Source organism: Advenella faeciporci, assembly GCF_014652395.1.
GTDB lineage: Bacteria > Pseudomonadota > Gammaproteobacteria > Burkholderiales > Burkholderiaceae_B > Advenella > Advenella faeciporci.
On record NZ_BMYS01000010.1, the window covers coordinates 1 to 18,167 of the forward strand.

An 18,167-nucleotide genomic window follows, 5' to 3' on the forward strand; every position below is an offset into this window, starting at 1 on the left:
TTTAATCTCTGTATAATTGCCATCTACTGTTTTATGGTAAATGGTCGCTGCTTCACTCAAAAGAAAATAACGTTTATATGTATAAACCTTACTTCTTCATTTCAAGTGAGCGCTTAAAGTATAAATTCAGCATCACCAGCATTGCTGGTGTGGCCTCTTACATTCCAAGCGCCCACACTTATCGGCTGTTATATTGTTAAAGAGCATACAACACGACCCAACGGTCATGAGGCTGACATAAACCCGCGATAAACTTCATTCAGGTCTTGTCGCATTCAGCTCAACCCGACCCAAACCCGAAGGTTTATTACATCAGACTGACTTGACTGCGTTGCTGTGTCAGCAGCAGAGAAACGAGATTATGAAGCATGTAGTTTTGTTTGTCAAGAACTTTTTTAAAGAATTTTTAAAACCGTTCTTTTTAAACCACCCAGCGAATCGTTAAAACCAATCTGCCAGACCACCTTCTTCACGTTGCCCAGATTAAACTAAATTGCTCATATCTGAACTTCGTTTCACTTTTCACCGCCTGGCGTTTTGGGGTAAACCCTAGCGCTGTTGCTGCGAAAGAATGTAACTATAGCGAACCCAAGCCCACCTTGGCAAGTACTTTCTTCAAATACTTGTAGGTATTTTACACCAAAATCCACAAGCCATTGTTTTATTTGGGAATTGTTGCATATTCATGATTTGTGTTTTTATTGCAACAATGCAACATGGCCTGATTTTTACCCGTTTATCCGGCTGGCAGCGAACATTGTATTAATTATTTATATAAGCCAACAGAAACCTGTCCCCCCCAGCATCAACCAAGTTTGGCAAGCCATTGAAGTTATCGCCACTATATCCCGTTCTTTTTTTACTACAGGGCTGTCCTCAGATTATTTAAGTCAATTACCCAAGCAAATATTTCTTTATTCATACCCCAGCGTCCTTATCCGGGAATTATCCTGAAATGCTTTTTTCCTTACCAGAACGTTTATCACTTGCTTAACACCGTATGAACTGCATATAGTGTGGCAGTCTGTTTTTTTTCTTTTACTATATATATGCCAGCAACTTCCTTTTCAGGCTTAAACCAGGCATTCAGTCGGGGCTTTGTTTCACAGTTACGCCCCAAGATGCTTTTTGCCATTATCCTGCCTTTTTTTGTCGCGCTCATTTCCGCTATTATTTTATTGTCTTTTGCCTGGTCACCACTGGACAACTGGTTTTATGAAAGCGCCTCTTCCTGGAGCTGGTTTCAAACAGCCGCCAGCAATTTATCTGGTTGGGGCTTTCACACAATGAGTGACTGGCTTGCCGGACTGTTTTCTTTTATTGCCTTATGCGCCATTAGCGGCATTATCGGCCTTGCCTTTGCATCTATTGTCATTATGCCTATGGTACTTAAACAGCTTAGCCAGTTTAATTATCCTGACCTGGAGCGCAAAGGCGTCAACGCAACCACTACCAGCATTACCAATGCCATTAAAGTATCCTCTATTTTTATTATTGGCTGGTTGCTTACCCTGCCGTTGTGGTTTATTCCCTTTATGCCTGTCGTACTTTCATTATTCTGGGGCGCATATGCCTTTTCACATATGAGCCGACTTGACGCCATTGTTGAACACGCGACTCCTCAGGAACGTAGCTTCATCCTGAAAAAACACAATAAAGGCTTCTGGCTAATTGGCCTGATTTGTGCCGCCATTGCGCTTATCCCGCCGCTTTCCCTGATAATGCCCGTTTACTCCATTCTGGTTTGTACCCATTACGGCCTTAACGCCTTGCAGGAAACTCGCAAGCAACAATTAATCGGTAACGCCCAGACGGCACCCCGCAAAAGCTGACCTCATTAATAACCATTATGCCTAAGGATTGATTTACAGGCATACCGGTCCAACACCAGTTCAGTCAATAAAAACAGCCCATGAAATTGAACACGGCATTCAATTTCATAGGCTGTTTTTATTAGACAAGGTTTTTACTAACAAAGCATTGCGTGACGGCTGATCAGGTTCCTTCCCATTCGGGACCACCCACATCAATATCAAACAATGCCAGCAAACGCGCGACCGTATGATCCACCATTTCTTCAATGGTTTTGGGATGATGATAAAACGCAGGCAAGGGTGGAAAAACAATACCGCCCATTTCCGTTACCTGAGTCATATTACGTAAATGCGCCAAATTGAAAGGAGTTTCGCGAACCGCCAGCACCAGACGTCTTCGTTCTTTAAGATGAACATCTGCCGCACGGGTAATCAGGTTATCCGAGAAACCGTGCGCAACCGCTGCCAGCGTTCGCATTGAACAGGGCAAAATCAACATACCTGCCGTTGCAAAAGCACCGCTCGCCAACACCGACCCGACATCCCTGAAGTTATAAACATGATCGGCCAGATCGAAAACAGCTTGTCGATCCAAGTCCAGCTCATATTTAATATTCAGCACGCCCGGTGGCGAAATAACCAGATGCGTTTCAACATCCGGGACCTCGCGGACGCGCTCTAGCAAACGAGTTGCGTAAATCGAGCCGGTTGCGCCAGATATACCAACAACAAGCCGACGTTTAGTCATCCAGGGCGCCTGATTCTTGCAGGACCGTTTTCAGCTCGCCACTGGCATGCATTTCTGACATGATGTCAGATCCGCCAATAAACTCACCCTTCACATACAACTGGGGGATAGTAGGCCAGCTGGAATATTCTTTAATACCATCACGAACCTCGGCATCTTCCAGTACATTGACGGTTACCAGTTTTTTGACACCCAGTTCACGCAAAATCTGAATCGCCTTGCCAGAGAATCCGCACTGGGGAAACTGTGCCGTTCCTTTCATGAAAAGAACAACGGGGTGCTCGGTTACGGTTTCGCGAATAAAATCCTGTACTTCACTCATTATATTTTCACCTAATCAACGTTTAAACAACTGTTCCAGCAGAACAGATTAATACCCGAGTATTTTACTCTGAAATTACCCATTGGCCACCAGAAATTCGTTCTATGCCCGATAAGTCTCTGCGACTTTCGACATTAGCGAACCCGGCTTCCATTAACAGTGACCGGACACTTTCCGCCTGATCCCAACCATGCTCAAGCCAAAGCCAGCCACCACCCTGCAAAAAATCTCCTGCTCCGGCAATAATTTTCCGGATGGCGGCCAGGCCATCGCTAAAATCGGTCAGGGCCTGAGGTGGCTCAAACCGAAGATCACCCTGCTCCAGGTGACTGTCTGCATGATGAATATAAGGGGGATTGGAAACAATAAGATCAAACTTGCCAACGGGCAGTTGCTCATACCAGTCACTTTCAACAAAAACCACCCGCGCACCAAGATTTTGGGCATTTTCTCGCGCTACGGCCAGCGCCTCGGCACTCGTGTCAGAAGCCATGACTGCTGCCTGTGGACAATAGTGAGCAACAGAAACCGCAATAGCGCCACTGCCCGTTCCCATATCAAGCATCGTTGCACCGGGCCGGTTTTGCAGTAAATCAATGGCGGTTTCAACCAGCAACTCGGTATCGGGGCGCGGTATCAGAACCGAAGGGTTAGTTTTGAAAACCAGCCCCATAAACTCGCGCTGCCCAAGTATATAGGCCATTGGCTCACCGGAAAGACGGCGCCTGAACATTTCCTGAATTGACACCAAACTTCCGGCTGCGATGGAATCGCTATCATGCGCGATCATCCAGGCTCGGGATACATTTAATACATGCCCCACAATCATTCTTGCTTCAAGCAATGGCAAACCTGATTGGGCAATAACCGAGCGAACCGTATTCATTGATGCCTGCATTCAAACATTAATGATCGCCAAGCTGGGCCAGCAGTTCTGCCTGACGCTCGGCGATCAGCGCTCCGGTCAGCTCATCCAGAGAGCCCTCCATAATTTGCTGTAATTTATATAAGGTTAAATTAATACGATGATCGGTGACCCGGCCCTGCGGATAATTATAAGTACGGATACGTTCTGAACGGTCTCCGGTTCCCACCAGGCTCTTGCGCTCGGCCGATTCTTTGGCCTGCTGCTCCTGACGCTGAATATCATTAATGCGGGCCGCAAGCACACTGAGGGCGCGGGCCTTGTTCTTGTGTTGAGAACGATCATCCTGGCATTCTGCCACGATACCGGTTGGAATATGGGTGACCCGAACGGCGGAATCGGTCTTGTTAATGTGCTGACCACCCGCACCACTGGCCCGGAAAGTATCAATACGCAAGTCAGCCGGATTCAAGGTCACTTCGGCCAGTTCATCAGCCTCGGGAAGAATCGCTACCGTGCAGGCAGATGTATGAACCCTGCCCTGGGACTCGGTCTCGGGAACGCGCTGCACACGATGCGCCCCCGATTCATATTTCAGGCGTCCATAAACCCCATCACCATCAATCCGGGCAATAATCTCACGGTACCCACCCATTTCCGAAGGGTTCTCGGACATGACTTCCACTTTCCAGCCTTTTTCTTCGGCATAGCGACTGTACATCCGGAACAGGTCTCCTGTGAAAATGGCGCTTTCATCACCACCGGTTCCTGCCCGAATCTCAAGAAACACTCCACGCCCGTCATCAGGATCTTTGGGCAACAATTCCAGCTGCAAGGCTTCTTCAAGCTCTGCGATCCTGTCTTTTGCCGCCTTCATTTCCTCTTCGCCCATCTCCTTCAATTCCGGGTCTGACATCATTTCCATGGCTGTTTCAAGATCAGCTTCAGTTGATTCATAGCTTTTGAACAGCTCAACAACCGGATCAATTTCAGCACGCTCGCGCGACAGCTTACGGAACCGGTCCATATCATTAGCGATTTCCGGTTCAGCCAACAGGGCATCTACTTCTATTAAACGTTGGGACAGCTGTTCCAGACGGGAACGCATGGACTGTTTCATAAATAACTCGAAATGGGAAAGAAAGGAAAAGTGGACGGAACAAGAGCGCGATGGCAAAAAATGCAACGGCGCTAATGTTCGTTTTTCTGATAAGGGAACAATTTGGGCAAACAGCCAATAAGCTGTTCACGCTCTGCACCCTGAGAACGGTTTAAGGCAACCATGGGTGCATGAAGAAATTTCTGGGTAAGGCTGCGGGCAAACTGCTCAAGGACTGCCTCGGGGTCTTCACCTTTGGCCAGCATTTTACGGGCACGATCAAGCTCAGCTGCACTGATTTGATTGGCACCCTCGTTAAGGTCGCGAATAACCGGCACAACAGCGCGGGATTGCATCCAATGCATGAAATTTTGCACACGGCCATCAATAATCGCTTCTGCCTGGACCACTGCGGCCTGACGGGAATCATTGCCCTGCTGCACATAACGACCAAGATCATCTACTGTATAAAGATAGATATCGTTAAGCTGCCCCACTTCGGATTCAATATCCCGGGGCACGGCAAGATCCACCATGACCATGGGTTGATGACGACGGGCCTTTGAGGCTTTTTGCACCATTCCCAGACCCAGTATAGGCAGGGAACTGGCCGTACAGGAAACCACAATGTCGAATTCAGCCAAGCGATTGGGCAAATCAGCCAGTTTCATGGTGCTGCCATCAAACTTGCAGGCCAGGCTTTCTGCCCGTTCAAGGGTACGGTTGGCCACCACCATTGATTTTGGTTTTTGTGCCGCGAAGTGCGCAGAGCAAAGCTCTATCATTTCACCGGCACCAATAAACAATACTTTGGTAGCTGAAATATCACCAAATACGCGTTGCGCCAGACGGACCGCCGCGGCAGCCATGGAAACGGACTCTGAACCAATCGCGGTTTGAGTACGCACTTCTTTGGCAACCGAAAAGGTTTTCTGAAACAACTGGTTTAGCAAGGTTCCCATGGCACCGGCATCGCTGGCGGCACGCACGGCGGTTTTCATTTGCCCCAGGATTTGGGTTTCACCCAATACCATGGAATCTAACCCACTTGCCACACGAAACGCATGACGAACCGCCTGATCTTTATTGTATTGATACAAGTGCGGCTTCAGGATACCTGTTTCAAGGGTGTTGAAATCTGCCAGCCAGCGTGGCACATGCTCGGCAATTTCAGGCGATGCGGCACAATAGATTTCCGTACGATTACAGGTGGAAAGAATGGTGGCTTCTTTCAATGAGCCACCAAAAGCCGAACGCAGGCCGTCAAGTGCCGGGCGAATGAGTTCGCCAGACATGGACACGCGTTCACGCACCGACACCGGAGCGGAATGATGATTCAGGCCAAAAGTGAGGACATCAAGTGACATATGTATATAAGTCAATTAAGAAAGAATTGTGTCTATTATAATGCCGAGCCAGCGATTTTGTTATACCCGCATGATTTCTGACAACTTTTTAAGCACTATCATGCCAGTCCTTGATAAAAATCATGATGAAAACACCCTTTTGTATGATCCGGGCACAAAACCGGGACTTAATTCCTGAAAATGGTGCACAAAGGACAACACACAACCAAAATGATGCACACTCACAACAAAAAACTTTATAAAATCATTTTTTAGTTATTATTTTGACATAGGGCTTTACAAGAATCGAAACCATGGTGTAATATTTAAATCTTTCACGGCCAGGTAGCTCAGTCGGTAGAGCAGAGGATTGAAAATCCTTGTGTCGGCAGTTCGATTCTGCCCCAGGCCACCAGAAATTCCTGAAAAGAAAACGCCAACTTGCATAAGTTGGCGTTTTTTTTTCGTCAGTCTTTTTGATTAACGAGTATAGTTAGTTGGGATTTCATCAACTGGTTTTTGTTACTGCCTTGACCTTTCATTGGTTTCACATATGGCAGTTCATGTCATGCTACTTTGCGTATCTCTTCCATCCAATCTTACTTCTGCTAACTCGCCCCGCCATAACCAGAATTTCAGACCAGCGGCTTAGGAATCATAAGGGCGGTACTGCGTCAGTTTTTATCATGACTCTTGCCACCCTGCCGCCAATTGGCATTATTGCCATCAAGACCATACCCTGTTCTCAATTATCCGCACCAAACCGTTAAACTGTTACAAGACATTTAACCCGATTTGGTTTTTTCTTTTTCATCAACCCTATTTTAAAAACGGTCTTACCGCATGTTTGACACAGAACGTATAGAACAGCTGGCTCGTGAACTGAACCAGTCAAAAAACACCCGTACCCCACTTCAGCAATTCACACAACGCTTTCCCGATATGACGATTCAGGACGGCTATAAAATCAGCCGGGCCTGGGTAGCCATGCAATTGGCACAAGGCAAGTCAATCATTGGTCATAAAATAGGACTAACCTCACGGGCGATGCAAATTGCCATGCAAATTTCAGAGCCCGACTATGGCACTTTGCTGGATGACATGCAGTACACCTGCACACCGGGGCAAACACTGGATATCCCGCTTGACCGCTTCATTACCCCCAGAGTTGAAGTTGAACTGGCTTTTGTACTGAAATCCCCCCTGCAAGGCCCGGATGTTTCTATTGAACAAGTACTGGCCGCCACAGACTATGTCACACCGGCGGTTGAAATTATTGATTTCAGGATTGCGCCTGTTGATCCGCTTACCGGCTCTATCAGCAAAGTCTTCGACACCATCAGCGACAATGCCGCCAACGCCGGCATTATTATCGGTGCAGAAAAAATCGCCCCTGATAAACTGGATTTACCCTGGTGCGGTGCCATCCTGAGTCAAAATGGCATTATCGAAGAAACCGGACTGGCCGCTGGCGTACAAGGCCATCCTGCGATTGGTGTGGCCTGGCTGGCCAACAAACTGGCCCCATGGAATGAAACCATGCTACCTGGACAAATTATTCTGGCCGGCTCATTCACCCGACCCGTTGTCGCAAAAGCCGGAGACACTTTCAAGGCCGATTATGGTCCACTGGGCACATTATCATTTCGTTTTTTCTAAGGATGTTTCATGCAACTCCCTATTAATAGCTTTAAACAGGCCCTGCGTCAGGGCAAGCCTCAAATCGGACTCTGGCTTGGCCTGGCCGACCCCTATGCCGCCGAAGCCGTGGCGGGCACCGGATTTGACTGGCTGCTGATAGATGGTGAACATGCTCCCAACGATTTACGGCAAACCTTGGCCCAATTACAGGCTGTCGCCCCCTATCCGGTTCATCCGGTTGCCCGACCGGTAAGTGGCGATACCGCTTTAATCAAGCAATTGCTGGATATCGGCGCACAAACCTTGCTTGTACCTATGGTGGAAACCGCTGAGCAGGCAAAGCAGATAGTTCAGGCTACCCGCTACCCGCCTGTCGGCATCCGTGGTGTAGGCAGCTCACTGGCCCGCTCATCGCGCTGGAGCCAGATTGACAATTACCTTCATCAGGCCGATGCGCAAATTTGTGTGTTAGTTCAGGTCGAAACAAAAAAAGGACTGGAGAATCTTCAGGCAATTACCAACGTTGAAGGCGTTGACGGTGTGTTTTTCGGGCCCGCCGATCTTTCCGCCTCTATGGGCCACTTGGGTGACCCATTACACCCGGCTGTTCAGCAAGCCATTATCGATGGCATTAAAACGGTTTGCCAATCGGGCAAAGCCCCGGGCATATTAATGTCCAACCAAACACTGGCCCGCCAGTATCTTGAACTGGGCGCCCGTTTTGTCGCGGTCGGTGTGGATACAAGTTTATTGGTAAGCGCAGCCACTACACTGGCCAAGGCATTCAAGCCTGAAGCAGCCACCACCACCAAACAAGGGAACGTATATTGATTTCCAACAAGGCATTTGCTGCCAGACAACGTACACTCCCCTGTCAAGGGGCTTGTCAATATCCGTTAGCAGCAAAATCCGGCCTTTTTTTTTCAAGCGGGATTTGCGTTATATTCATACAAAACCCGCTTGCTCTTGACTGCCCATGACCGCAACAAAAATCAATAAATAGCCGGCACAATTATTTCTTTGGGCGTCGGATTACGAATATAGTCAGGATGATGCTCACGCGCCGGCAGCTCGATAGGCTCCCTATGTACGTCACCATAAGGAATCTGCGACAGCAAATGCGAAATACAATTCAAACGGGCCCGTTTCTTGTCTACGCCTTCAACCACCCACCACGGTGCCTCGGGAATGTGCGTCCGTTCTATCATTTCCTCTTTGGCCTTGGTATAAGCCTCCCAGCGACGGCGTGACTCCAGATCCATAGAGGACAACTTCCATTGTTTCAGGGGATCATGCATACGCAGCAGAAAGCGACGATGCTGCTCATCATCACTAATCGAGAACCAATACTTGATCAAGACAATACCGCTACGCGCCAGCATTTTTTCAAATTCAGTTACATCACGGAAAAACTGCTCCAGTTCTTCATCAGTGCAGAAACCCATGACCCGTTCCACACCTGCGCGGTTATACCAGCTACGGTCAAACAGGACAATTTCACCACCCGCGGGCAAGTGAGACACATAACGCTGGAAATACCACTGGGTCTGCTCACGATCACTGGGAGCCGGCAAAGCCGCAACCCGGCAGACACGCGGGTTCAGCCGTTGAGTAATGCGTTTAATCGCTCCTCCTTTACCCGCCGCATCCCGTCCTTCAAAAATAACCACCACCTTAAGCTTTTGGTCAACCACCCAATCCTGCAACTTGATCAACTCTCCCTGCAAACGCAGCAGTTCACGGAAATAAACCCGACGGTCCATGCCATCGCCAGTCGATATTTCACCCAAAACATCATCCAGGCGATTATCATCAATTTCCATTTCCAGCTCTTCATCAAAACTGTCGATCATGTCGGCATAAAGACGCTGAGTGTGTTCAGATAAATTTTCCGTCATAAGAAAACAACTCCTTAAATAATTAATGAAATTTATAGCTTTTATATGACGCGTATATGACTGGGAAATCATCCGCGCGGGTAAGCCGGCGCCGCTCATCACAGATCATCAGATCAATGTGTGATTCACTCATTCTACCGCTTCCAGGATTTAATGAAAGAGGTGCCGATACCAACTGCACGGGCACCAGCCATGCGCATAAAAGAGAATTTGCCCTGCTCACTCTTATATAAGAGCACTGAAGATGAGAATGGTTTCAAAACTGCGGAGTTCTCAACAGGGACGGGCATCCAATAGCTGAAAAAACACAAAACATAATAATAAAAATAATTCTCATTTACAAATAAATAGTTTTTAGAGATAATGATTCCCATTATTTTTTATATGATTGAAGGAAGCTTACTCCAGCCTGCAGGTGGCATTTTTTGCCACTCATGCACTAATGTTTACCCCTTATTTACCCTATACAAACAAAGGATACTTAAATGAAGCCCAAGTTACAAAAAACGAAATGGCTCACCTTGCTGCAGGCAGCGATAGCCATCACTTTTGCCACGACTACCGGGCCTGCTTTGGCACAGGATACGCAAGTCAAAGTGCAACATGCCAAAGGCGTGGCCAGCATCAAGGCCCAGCCCGCCAAAACCGCCGTTTTTGATTTGCCAACCCTGGATAACATGCAAGCATTGGACATTCAGGCAAGCGCAGTGGCCAACTCGCGCTTTCCTGAGTTTCTCGCGGCTTATAACGAAGAAAACATACCCAGGGTAGGCACCCTGTTTGAACCCGATCACCTGGCGCTTGCCAACGTTGCCCCGGACTTGATTTTTGTGGGTGGCCGCTCCAGTGACAAATTTGATGACGTGCTTAAAATTGCCCCAACCTTGGACATGAATATTGATACAAAAGCCCCCCTGGAAAGCATCAAGCGCAACGTGAACACCCTGGGCAAGATTTTTGACAAGGAAGCACAGGCAGCCGAAGCCCTGGATAAACTGAATGCATCCATAAACACCTTGAAAGCCAAATCCGCCAAGGCCGGCAATGCCATGATGATTCTGTCCATCGGTGACAAAGCCAGCGCTTTTGGACCCGGTTCCCGCTTTGGCATGATTTATGACGTATTTGGCTTTACACCCAATGCCGCGGTCAAAGACCTTTCCACCACAGACCGCCACCCCTTCAAACTGGAAGATATTGCCAAGGCCGACCCCGACTGGCTATTTGTGATTGATCGCCACGCAGCCACGGGCAGCAACACCGACAAACCTTCCAGCAAGGAAGTACTGGAAAAATCCATCATCGGACAGACCCGTGCTGCCAAAAACAACCAGATTGTTTATGTCGACCCATACAACTGGTACATCCTGGGTAGCGCGGGTTTGACTTCTATGCAACAGAATATTGACCAGATTTCTGCCGCACTGGATGCAAAAAAATAAAACCGGATTTTGAAATTTGAATTGCCCCCAAAACCCTGTGACCTACAGACGTTATGAGGGCAATTTCCCGGGTGCCGCCAAGCAGCACAAAAAACAGTAAAGTAAATAATCCTCAGGCACACCCCTTCACAGCTTCACGGATATCCTCCTCGCTCACATCCCGCATATGCGTTGCTATAGACCAGTTATGCCCAAACGGGTCTTTAAGGACACCATAACGATCTCCCCAAAAAGTATCATCCATTGGCATAACGGGGGTTGCACCGGCTGCAATGGCCTGCTCATAAATCGCATCGGCGTTGTCCACATATAAATGCACCGTAACCGGTGATCCATTAAGTGCAACAGGCCCCAGCGCACCCCATTGTTTGTTCTCATCCATAAGCATGACAACCGAATCACCGATACGGATTTCAGCATGCATCAACTTACCATCCGGATCGGCCAGACGGGATATTTTTTTTGCATTAAAGGCTTTTGTATAAAACTCGATTGCCTTGCTGGCACCAGCACACACCAAATGTGGCGTCACCGTATTCATGCCCGACGGCACTGACCTGACTTTATGTTCATTATCAGGGTCAAGATCAAACAAAGCCTTAAAAGACATCATATCGAACGGCACAGAAAAATGCTCATGTTCGATCAGCCATTGCCCGTCCACTTTTTTATAGCCGGATGTAATCCTCATCCAAGAGACATGCTGCTGACCGCTTTCATCCTTTTCTCCGCAACGAACCAGACAATAAACCAGCGCCAGCCCCCCGCTAACGGAAATATGCATCTCGGCAGGTTCAAATACCATGTCATTGGCACACATTTCAAGGCAGAACTGCCAATGTTTGCCATAAGCCTCTTTACCCTTGAAACGCAACTGCAAAACGGCATCGTAGGCAACCACATCGGGTGTATAGCTTGACATTATCTGATTGATATCCCGCGTCTGTATTGCACCCTGCCAGCGTTGTATTGCCTGCCTGACTTCTGACTGTGCTGCCGAGTTTCCATTTGAAGCATTCATCACACTGCTCCCATTGCAAAAAATGGCAAGGCTACTTAAACAATAAACAACACTGAGATAACTGCTTCAATAGCCCTGCCAAAATAACACTACTGTTTAATCACATGCCAGACATTCTGGACATCATCCCCAACCATGTCTCCCTGCTTCATGTCTCTTTTATACAGGTACAAAGGCTGTCCCTTATAAGCCCATTGCCTGCTTGCATCATCGCGCATGATAATACTGTAATCCCCTTCGGCATTGCCATCTGCAGCAGCCAAAAGCGGTGGCCAATTCTGGGCACACCGGTCATTACAGACACTTTTACCTGGCATATCGCGGTCTTTATCATAGGTATATAAAGTCATGCCTTCGACATTAACCAATATACCGTTCATTGCTTTTACCGGCGGGCCTGCCGCACGGGCACTTTCACTGGCGAATCCACAACCCAAACTGGCCAAGGCCAGCATAAGTAATAGCTTCCTCATTTTCATCTCCCTTATGGCTAAAAAAGACAAGAGAAACTGGCTTGTATTGCTATTGGCCAGCCTATACAGGATAAACCTAAATCATTGAAAACAAATAACTTTTTTTAAAATCACAAATTATTTTTTATTTCCGGTTTGTAACCTTGTGGGCAGGCATGGGGTCGTTCCCACTCAGGAGCATCGGAACGAGATAGAAAAAAGAAACTCCCACGCAGGAGCGTGGGAGCCAGAGACGGATATTGCCCGCCAGGGACCCTATGGCTGCACCAACCTGCAGCCAGCTTGTTAAGCTTTATTTCACATATTTGCGGAATTCGGGTTTGCGTTTCTCACGGAAAGCGTTACCACCCTCTTTGGACTCATCAGTGTCGTAATACATTTTCAGGGCGTGCATGGACAGTGAAGACATGGCACGGATCATTTCGCTATCCACGTTGAATGAACGTTTTGCCAAGGCAATGGCGGTTGGACTTTTCTCGTTGATTTCATCGCACCATTTCTGTACTTCTTCGTCTAACTGGTCATGTGGCACCACGGCATTGACCAGCCCCATTGCCAATGCTTCCTGGGCCGTATAACGGCGGCACAAATACCAGATTTCACGGGCTCTTTTCTCTCCGACCACACGTGCCAGGTAAGCCGTACCAAAACCGGGATCAACCGAACCCACTTTAGGGCCCACCTGACCCAACTGGGCCTTGTCAGAAGCAATAGCCAGGTCACATACCGTTACCAATACGTTACCGCCACCTACTGCAAAACCGTTAACACGGGCAATCACGGGTTTATTGATATCGCGGATAACGCTTTGCAGTTCCTCTACCGGCAGGCCAATCACACCTCGACCGCCGTAATCACCATCTTTACCGGATTGGTCACCACCGGTACAAAATGCCTTGTCTCCGGCCCCTGTCAATACAACCACGCCTACGCTTTTATCTACTTCAGCGCGCTTGAAAGCGTCAATCAGTTCTTCGCAGGTTTGTGCATCAAAAGCATTATAAACTTCAGGTCGGTTAATGGTAATACGTGCTGTGCCATTGTTAACCTCGTACAGAATTTTTTCGTATGACATGATGAATCCCTCTTCCAGAATAATTTGTTTTAACTTGAAGCAAATAACAATTTAACCAACCATGGTAAGACCACCAGACACACTAATCACCTGTCCGGTAATGAAAGCAGCCTCGTCACTGGCCAGGAAAGCCACTGCACCCGCCAAGTCTTCGGGCTGACCAAGACGACCGAAAGGAATTGCACGGGTCAAGCCGTTGCGCAGTTTTTCACCGTACTCGCCTTCACCGCAGAAATCGCGGAACAACAGCGTATCGGTTGGGCCAGGACACACCACGTTAACGTTGATCTGTTTTCTTGCCAGCTCACGGGCAATGGTTTTGGAGAAGGCGATTAAACCGCCTTTGCACATGGCGTACACGGATTCGCCACTGGAGCCAACGCGGGCTGCATCAGAGGCAATATTTACCACACGACCCTTGCCGCGCTCTGACATGCCTTTGAGTACCGCATGGTGCATGTACAACACACCAAAGAAGTTGATGTCGACAATTTTTTCCCACAATTCCTTATTGGTATCCAGGAAATTGCCGGCCCGGTCCCAGCCTGCGTTATTAACCAATACATCAATCGGCCCCAGTGTGCTTTCAATGTTGTTCACACACTCAATGACTGACTCCTGATTGGTCAGGTTTACCAGGAAAGTTTGCGCGAAGCCACCCGCTGCCTTGATTTTTTCTACGGTTTTATCGCCGGCTTCCTGGTTGATATCAACCACTGCCACTTTGGCACCCGCCTGACCAAACCGCTCGCAAATGGCGCTGCCAATACCACCACCACCACCGGTCACCAATACAACTTTATCTTTTAATCCAAACATTATGTTTCTCCACTAAAATAAGTCTATATGCTTAATGAACCCATTCTTCACTTAAATAATCATGACTACTTCCGATCAAGACAAAGAAGCAGCAATTTATGAAATCAATAACCGGCTTTTTTTCCGTTTTTTCCAGGCTGCCAACACCCTTCATACCAAAGGCACTCAGGCTCTGGAAGAGTTTGGCGTAACCACCCAGCAATGGTCTGTGCTGGGTGCCTTGTCCAGACCCAAGGCGGAAAACGGCATGAGCGTGAATGAGCTGTCCCGCTATCTGCTGATTACCCGCCAGAACCTGACCGGCCTGCTTGGCCGTCTTGAGCGTGATGGCTATATCGTCCGCACACCCAGTACCGAAGACCGCCGATCCATCAGGGTTTCCTTAAGCCCCAAAGGAAAAGAACTCTGGAAGAACCTGGCTGAGCCTATTCATCAGTTTTATGACCTTGCACTGAAGAACATTTCCTTTGATGACCGCCTGGCCCTTATCCATTACATCAATACCTTGCAGCAAAATATGTCAAAAATTTAAGTTTCAACTTAATTTAAGGCCTGTTTTTGTACGGGCAATAATCATTTTCATGATTTGTGCGGTACCATCGCCAATTTGCAGGCCAAGCACATCCCTTAGACGCTGCTCATAAGGGTAATCTTTGGCATAACCACCATGCCCATGAAACAGCAGACACTGGTAAATAATGTCATAAGACAGTTTTGGCCCCCACCATTTGCACATGGCCGCCTGTGAGGTATGGGGCAAATCCTTGTCTTTAAGCCAAAGCGTTTCCAGGCAAACCAAGCGGGCAGCCTGGTAATAGGTTTCATATTCGGCCAGCGGAAAACTGACCCCCTGGTTTTCCACGATGGGCTTGCCAAAAGTTTCACGCTCTTTGGCATACTCCCAGGTTTCATCCAAAGAGGCACGCGCCACGGCCAGGCATTGCAACCCGATTAACGCCCGGCTATAGTCAAAACCCTGCATGACCTGGGTAAAACCTTTACCCTCTTCGCCCAGCATATGACTGGCAGGCACTTTGACCCCATCAAAAAATATTGAACCCCGCCCCACACAACGCGTACCCAGGTCATCAAAAGCGGTACGGGTAATACCTGGAAAATCCATGGGTACCAAAAATGCGCTAATCCCTTTGGCACCCTTGATATCGCTGTTGGTTCGGGCAAAAACCACGGCCACATCGGCCTGATCAGCCAGTGAAATTGAGGTTTTTTCACCCGTCAGGACATAATGATCACCTTCTTTAACCGCCTTTAATTGCAAAGCAGCGGCGTCAGAACCGGCTGAAGGCTCGGTCAATGCAATCGCAATCAGTTTTTCTCCGGCAATGATTTTTGGCAACCATTCCTGCTTGATGGATTCGCTGGCAAAACGGTTCACGATTTGACCGCATAATGACACCAGCAAGCTGACATAAGCCATGTTGAAATCCGAAGCGGACAGCTGCTCAAGCAGCAGACCGCTGGTTACGCAGTCCATACCCATACCGCCATAAGCCTCGGGCATTTCCACACCCAGCAAGCCCAAATCACCCATCTGGCGCACAATCTCCAGTTCAAGGCGTCCTGTTTTATCTCGGTGCTGATAGCCGGGTGCCAGTACCTCTCGTGCAAACCTGCCTGCACTTTCCACCAATACCCGCTGATCTTCTGTAATTGAAAATTCCATATTGCCTCTTCAACCTAATTGGAATATATGTAAATATATTTACCTATTTGCCTATAATTACATAATCCTTGACCAAGTTCAACAAAATTTACCCCTGATTTAATAAAAAAAGCAAAATGAAGGGAAAACACTAGTATTTTAATTACGGTCAATGGTGAAGAATAATAAAAATATTATGCAAATATATTTACGTAAATACGTAAGGAACATATTCACCAATCCATAAGAATTTTTCATCCACTACTACCCACGAGACAGATCATGAAATTTGACACATCCCTGATTGATGCACGCAAAGAAAAAATGACAACAAACGGCTTCTGGAAAAACAGGACTATCGAACACTTCTTCAGACAGGCACTGGAAACGCATCCGGATAAAACTGCCGTTGTTGCCTATAAGGTCGATGGTAAAAACAGTGCTCCCGTGCGTCTTTCCTATCACCAGCTTAATGCGCATATTGACACTATTGCCAAATCCCTTATCCGCCTGGGCATTCAACGCTCCGATGTAGTTAGTTTCCAGATTCCGAATAGCTGGGAGTTTATTGCCATATCCCTGGCATGCGCCCGGATTGGCGCGGTGGCAAACCCCTTGATGCCCATTTTTCGCGATCGTGAATTAAGTTATATGCTAAAGTTTCTTGAATCCAAGGTCTTTATTGTCCCGTCCGTATTCAAAAATTTCAATTATGAAGAAATGGCCAACGGCCTGCTACACAAAATAGACACCCTCCAGCATATTGTGGTCGTTGGCGGTGAAAGCGAAAACAGCTTTGACAAACTCCTGCTGACAGACACCTCTTCCGCCCCCCTTGTTGCCGGTCCGGTTGAACCAGACGACATTCTTATCCTGATGTTCACATCCGGCACCACCGGCGAGCCGAAAGCGGTCATGCATACTTCCAATACGCTGTTTGCCGCCCTTGACGGTTTCGTTGACGCCCTTGAACTGAAAGACAGCGAAATTATCCTGGGCGCCTCTCCCATGGCACACCTTACTGGTTACGGTTATCTGGCCATGTTGCCCATCATGCTTAATTCAACCACCGTAGTCATGGACAGTTGGGACCCCAATTTTGCATTGCAAATCATCAATAAAGAAGCTGTTACCTTCAGCATGGCCTCCAGCCCCTTTGTTTTGGACATGTGCAATGCGACTGAAAAGGGAGCACCGCGATCCCCGCAATTTACCAAGTTCTGCTGCGCTGGCGCCCCCATTCCACCCGTTGTGATAGAACGGGCCCATCAAATCATGAACCTGACCGTATGCTCAGCCTGGGGCATGACCGAAAACGGCGCCATCACCATTACGACCCCCTCGAAGGCGCTGGAAAAATCCAGTATCAGCGACGGCAGGGCCATTCCCGGCATTGAGCTGAAGATCGTTGATGGCAATGACAATGAGTTGCCACGCGGTGAAACAGGACGCCTGCTGGTAAGAGGCGCTTCCCAATGTGTTGGCTATTACAAAAAACCCGAACTTAACGCACTGACCGAAGACGATTGGTTTGATTCGGGTGACCTTGCCTTCATGGACCAAGAGGGGTATATCCGCATCAATGGCCGCAGCAAGGATATCGTTATTCGCGGTGCGGAAAACATCCCCGTGGTTGAAATTGAAAACCTGCTTTACCAGCACCCCTCCATTGCCACGGTTGCCATTGTAGGCTTTCCTGATGAACGGCTTGGCGAAAGGGCATGTGCCTTTGTAACGCTTAAAGAAGGTGCCAGCTTCTCTTTTGAGGAAATGATTCAATATCTGAAAGAGAAAAAAGTGGCTAACCAGTACTTCCCCGAGAAACTGGAAATAAGGAGTGATTTACCCAGAACACCTAGCGGCAAACTGCAAAAATTCATGCTGCGCGAGGAAGCCAAATCCTTCCAAATCAACTAATCCGTCATGCGGGGACACTCCGGT

At 48.0% G+C, this 18,167-nt stretch carries 17 protein-coding genes, 1 tRNA gene and 1 pseudogene; 7 read left to right on the forward strand and 12 right to left on the reverse strand.

What is annotated here, in order from left to right; translation table 11 throughout:
• Window positions 1-1,049: 1,049 nt before the first annotated feature.
• Entirely contained in the window at window positions 1,050-1,832 is a 783-nt protein-coding gene (locus IE074_RS08070; protein ID WP_189384965.1) for an EI24 domain-containing protein, read from the forward strand.
• A gap of 163 nt (window positions 1,833-1,995) precedes the next feature.
• Here IE074_RS08070 and IE074_RS08075 read toward each other — a convergent pair whose 3' ends face one another.
• The 5 genes from IE074_RS08075 to hemA all read right to left on the reverse strand — a co-directional run bounded on the left by IE074_RS08075 (window position 1,996) and on the right by hemA (window position 6,215).
• Window positions 1,996-2,562: a UbiX family flavin prenyltransferase gene (locus IE074_RS08075; protein WP_189384966.1), complete on the reverse strand. Its 567-nt coding sequence runs from the start codon at window positions 2,560-2,562 to the stop codon at window positions 1,996-1,998.
• A complete protein-coding gene (gene grxD / locus IE074_RS08080) occupies window positions 2,555-2,884 on the reverse strand; it encodes a Grx4 family monothiol glutaredoxin (protein WP_189384967.1) in 330 nt (109 codons plus the stop codon). The genes IE074_RS08075 and grxD overlap by 8 nt, the downstream gene beginning before the upstream one ends.
• A gap of 64 nt (window positions 2,885-2,948) precedes the next feature.
• Window positions 2,949-3,770: a peptide chain release factor N(5)-glutamine methyltransferase gene (prmC, locus tag IE074_RS08085; protein ID WP_189384968.1), complete on the reverse strand. Its 822-nt coding sequence runs from the start codon at window positions 3,768-3,770 to the stop codon at window positions 2,949-2,951.
• Between the two features lie 19 nt (window positions 3,771-3,789).
• Window positions 3,790-4,869, reverse strand: coding sequence for a peptide chain release factor 1 (gene prfA / locus IE074_RS08090; RefSeq protein ID WP_189384969.1), 1,080 nt, complete (start codon window positions 4,867-4,869; stop codon window positions 3,790-3,792).
• 71 nt (window positions 4,870-4,940) lie between these two features.
• Window positions 4,941-6,215 carry a glutamyl-tRNA reductase gene (gene hemA / locus IE074_RS08095; RefSeq protein WP_189384970.1) on the reverse strand — a complete coding sequence of 425 codons (1,275 nt, stop codon included), beginning with the start codon at window positions 6,213-6,215 and terminating at the stop codon, window positions 4,941-4,943.
• A gap of 318 nt (window positions 6,216-6,533) precedes the next feature.
• Between hemA and IE074_RS08100 the strand changes: the two genes are divergently transcribed.
• The 3 genes from IE074_RS08100 (at window position 6,534) to hpaI (ending at window position 8,666) form a co-directional block, all read left to right on the forward strand.
• Window positions 6,534-6,609 (forward strand) — tRNA-Phe (locus IE074_RS08100).
• A gap of 428 nt (window positions 6,610-7,037) precedes the next feature.
• Window positions 7,038-7,853, forward strand: coding sequence for a 2-oxo-hept-4-ene-1,7-dioate hydratase (gene hpaH / locus IE074_RS08105; RefSeq protein ID WP_189384971.1), 816 nt, complete (start codon window positions 7,038-7,040; stop codon window positions 7,851-7,853).
• 9 nt (window positions 7,854-7,862) lie between these two features.
• Window positions 7,863-8,666: a 4-hydroxy-2-oxoheptanedioate aldolase gene (gene hpaI, locus IE074_RS08110; RefSeq protein WP_189384972.1), complete on the forward strand. Its 804-nt coding sequence runs from the start codon at window positions 7,863-7,865 to the stop codon at window positions 8,664-8,666.
• Window positions 8,667-8,827: 161 nt separating this feature from the next.
• On the opposite strand, the gene ppk2 is transcribed toward hpaI, so the two are convergent.
• Window positions 8,828-9,733, reverse strand: a complete 906-nt coding sequence (gene ppk2, locus IE074_RS08115; protein WP_189384973.1) for a polyphosphate kinase 2 — start codon at window positions 9,731-9,733, stop codon at window positions 8,828-8,830.
• Between the two features lie 485 nt (window positions 9,734-10,218).
• On the opposite strand from ppk2, the gene IE074_RS08120 reads away from it, so the two are divergent.
• A complete protein-coding gene (locus tag IE074_RS08120) occupies window positions 10,219-11,175 on the forward strand; it encodes a siderophore ABC transporter substrate-binding protein (RefSeq protein ID WP_189384974.1) in 957 nt (318 codons plus the stop codon).
• 112 nt (window positions 11,176-11,287) lie between these two features.
• On the opposite strand, the gene IE074_RS14855 is transcribed toward IE074_RS08120, so the two are convergent.
• The 5 genes and pseudogenes from IE074_RS14855 to IE074_RS08140 form a co-directional block, all read right to left on the reverse strand.
• Window positions 11,288-11,716 carry a VOC family protein gene (locus IE074_RS14855; RefSeq protein ID WP_229793949.1) on the reverse strand — a complete coding sequence of 143 codons (429 nt, stop codon included), beginning with the start codon at window positions 11,714-11,716 and terminating at the stop codon, window positions 11,288-11,290.
• 87 nt (window positions 11,717-11,803) lie between these two features.
• A pseudogene (locus IE074_RS14860) lies at window positions 11,804-12,196 on the reverse strand (YybH family protein); the annotation flags it as partial.
• An 89-nt stretch (window positions 12,197-12,285) separates the two neighbouring features.
• Window positions 12,286-12,675, reverse strand: a complete 390-nt coding sequence (locus IE074_RS08130; RefSeq protein WP_189384976.1) for a COG4315 family predicted lipoprotein — start codon at window positions 12,673-12,675, stop codon at window positions 12,286-12,288.
• 286 nt (window positions 12,676-12,961) lie between these two features.
• Complete coding sequence (badI, locus tag IE074_RS08135; RefSeq protein ID WP_189384977.1) at window positions 12,962-13,744, reverse strand: 2-ketocyclohexanecarboxyl-CoA hydrolase; 783 nt, start codon at window positions 13,742-13,744, stop codon at window positions 12,962-12,964.
• A 51-nt stretch (window positions 13,745-13,795) separates the two neighbouring features.
• Window positions 13,796-14,563: a glucose 1-dehydrogenase gene (locus IE074_RS08140; RefSeq protein WP_189384978.1), complete on the reverse strand. Its 768-nt coding sequence runs from the start codon at window positions 14,561-14,563 to the stop codon at window positions 13,796-13,798.
• A gap of 61 nt (window positions 14,564-14,624) precedes the next feature.
• Between IE074_RS08140 and IE074_RS08145 the strand changes: the two genes are divergently transcribed.
• Complete coding sequence (locus IE074_RS08145; protein ID WP_189384979.1) at window positions 14,625-15,095, forward strand: MarR family winged helix-turn-helix transcriptional regulator; 471 nt, start codon at window positions 14,625-14,627, stop codon at window positions 15,093-15,095.
• Between the two features lie 3 nt (window positions 15,096-15,098).
• Here the strand turns inward: IE074_RS08145 and aliB are convergent, their stop codons facing one another.
• Window positions 15,099-16,247: a cyclohexanecarboxyl-CoA dehydrogenase gene (gene aliB / locus IE074_RS08150; RefSeq protein ID WP_189384980.1), complete on the reverse strand. Its 1,149-nt coding sequence runs from the start codon at window positions 16,245-16,247 to the stop codon at window positions 15,099-15,101.
• 261 nt (window positions 16,248-16,508) lie between these two features.
• Between aliB and IE074_RS08155 the strand changes: the two genes are divergently transcribed.
• Entirely contained in the window at window positions 16,509-18,143 is a 1,635-nt protein-coding gene (locus IE074_RS08155; RefSeq protein WP_189384981.1) for an AMP-binding protein, read from the forward strand.
• Window positions 18,144-18,167 lie beyond the last annotated feature (24 nt).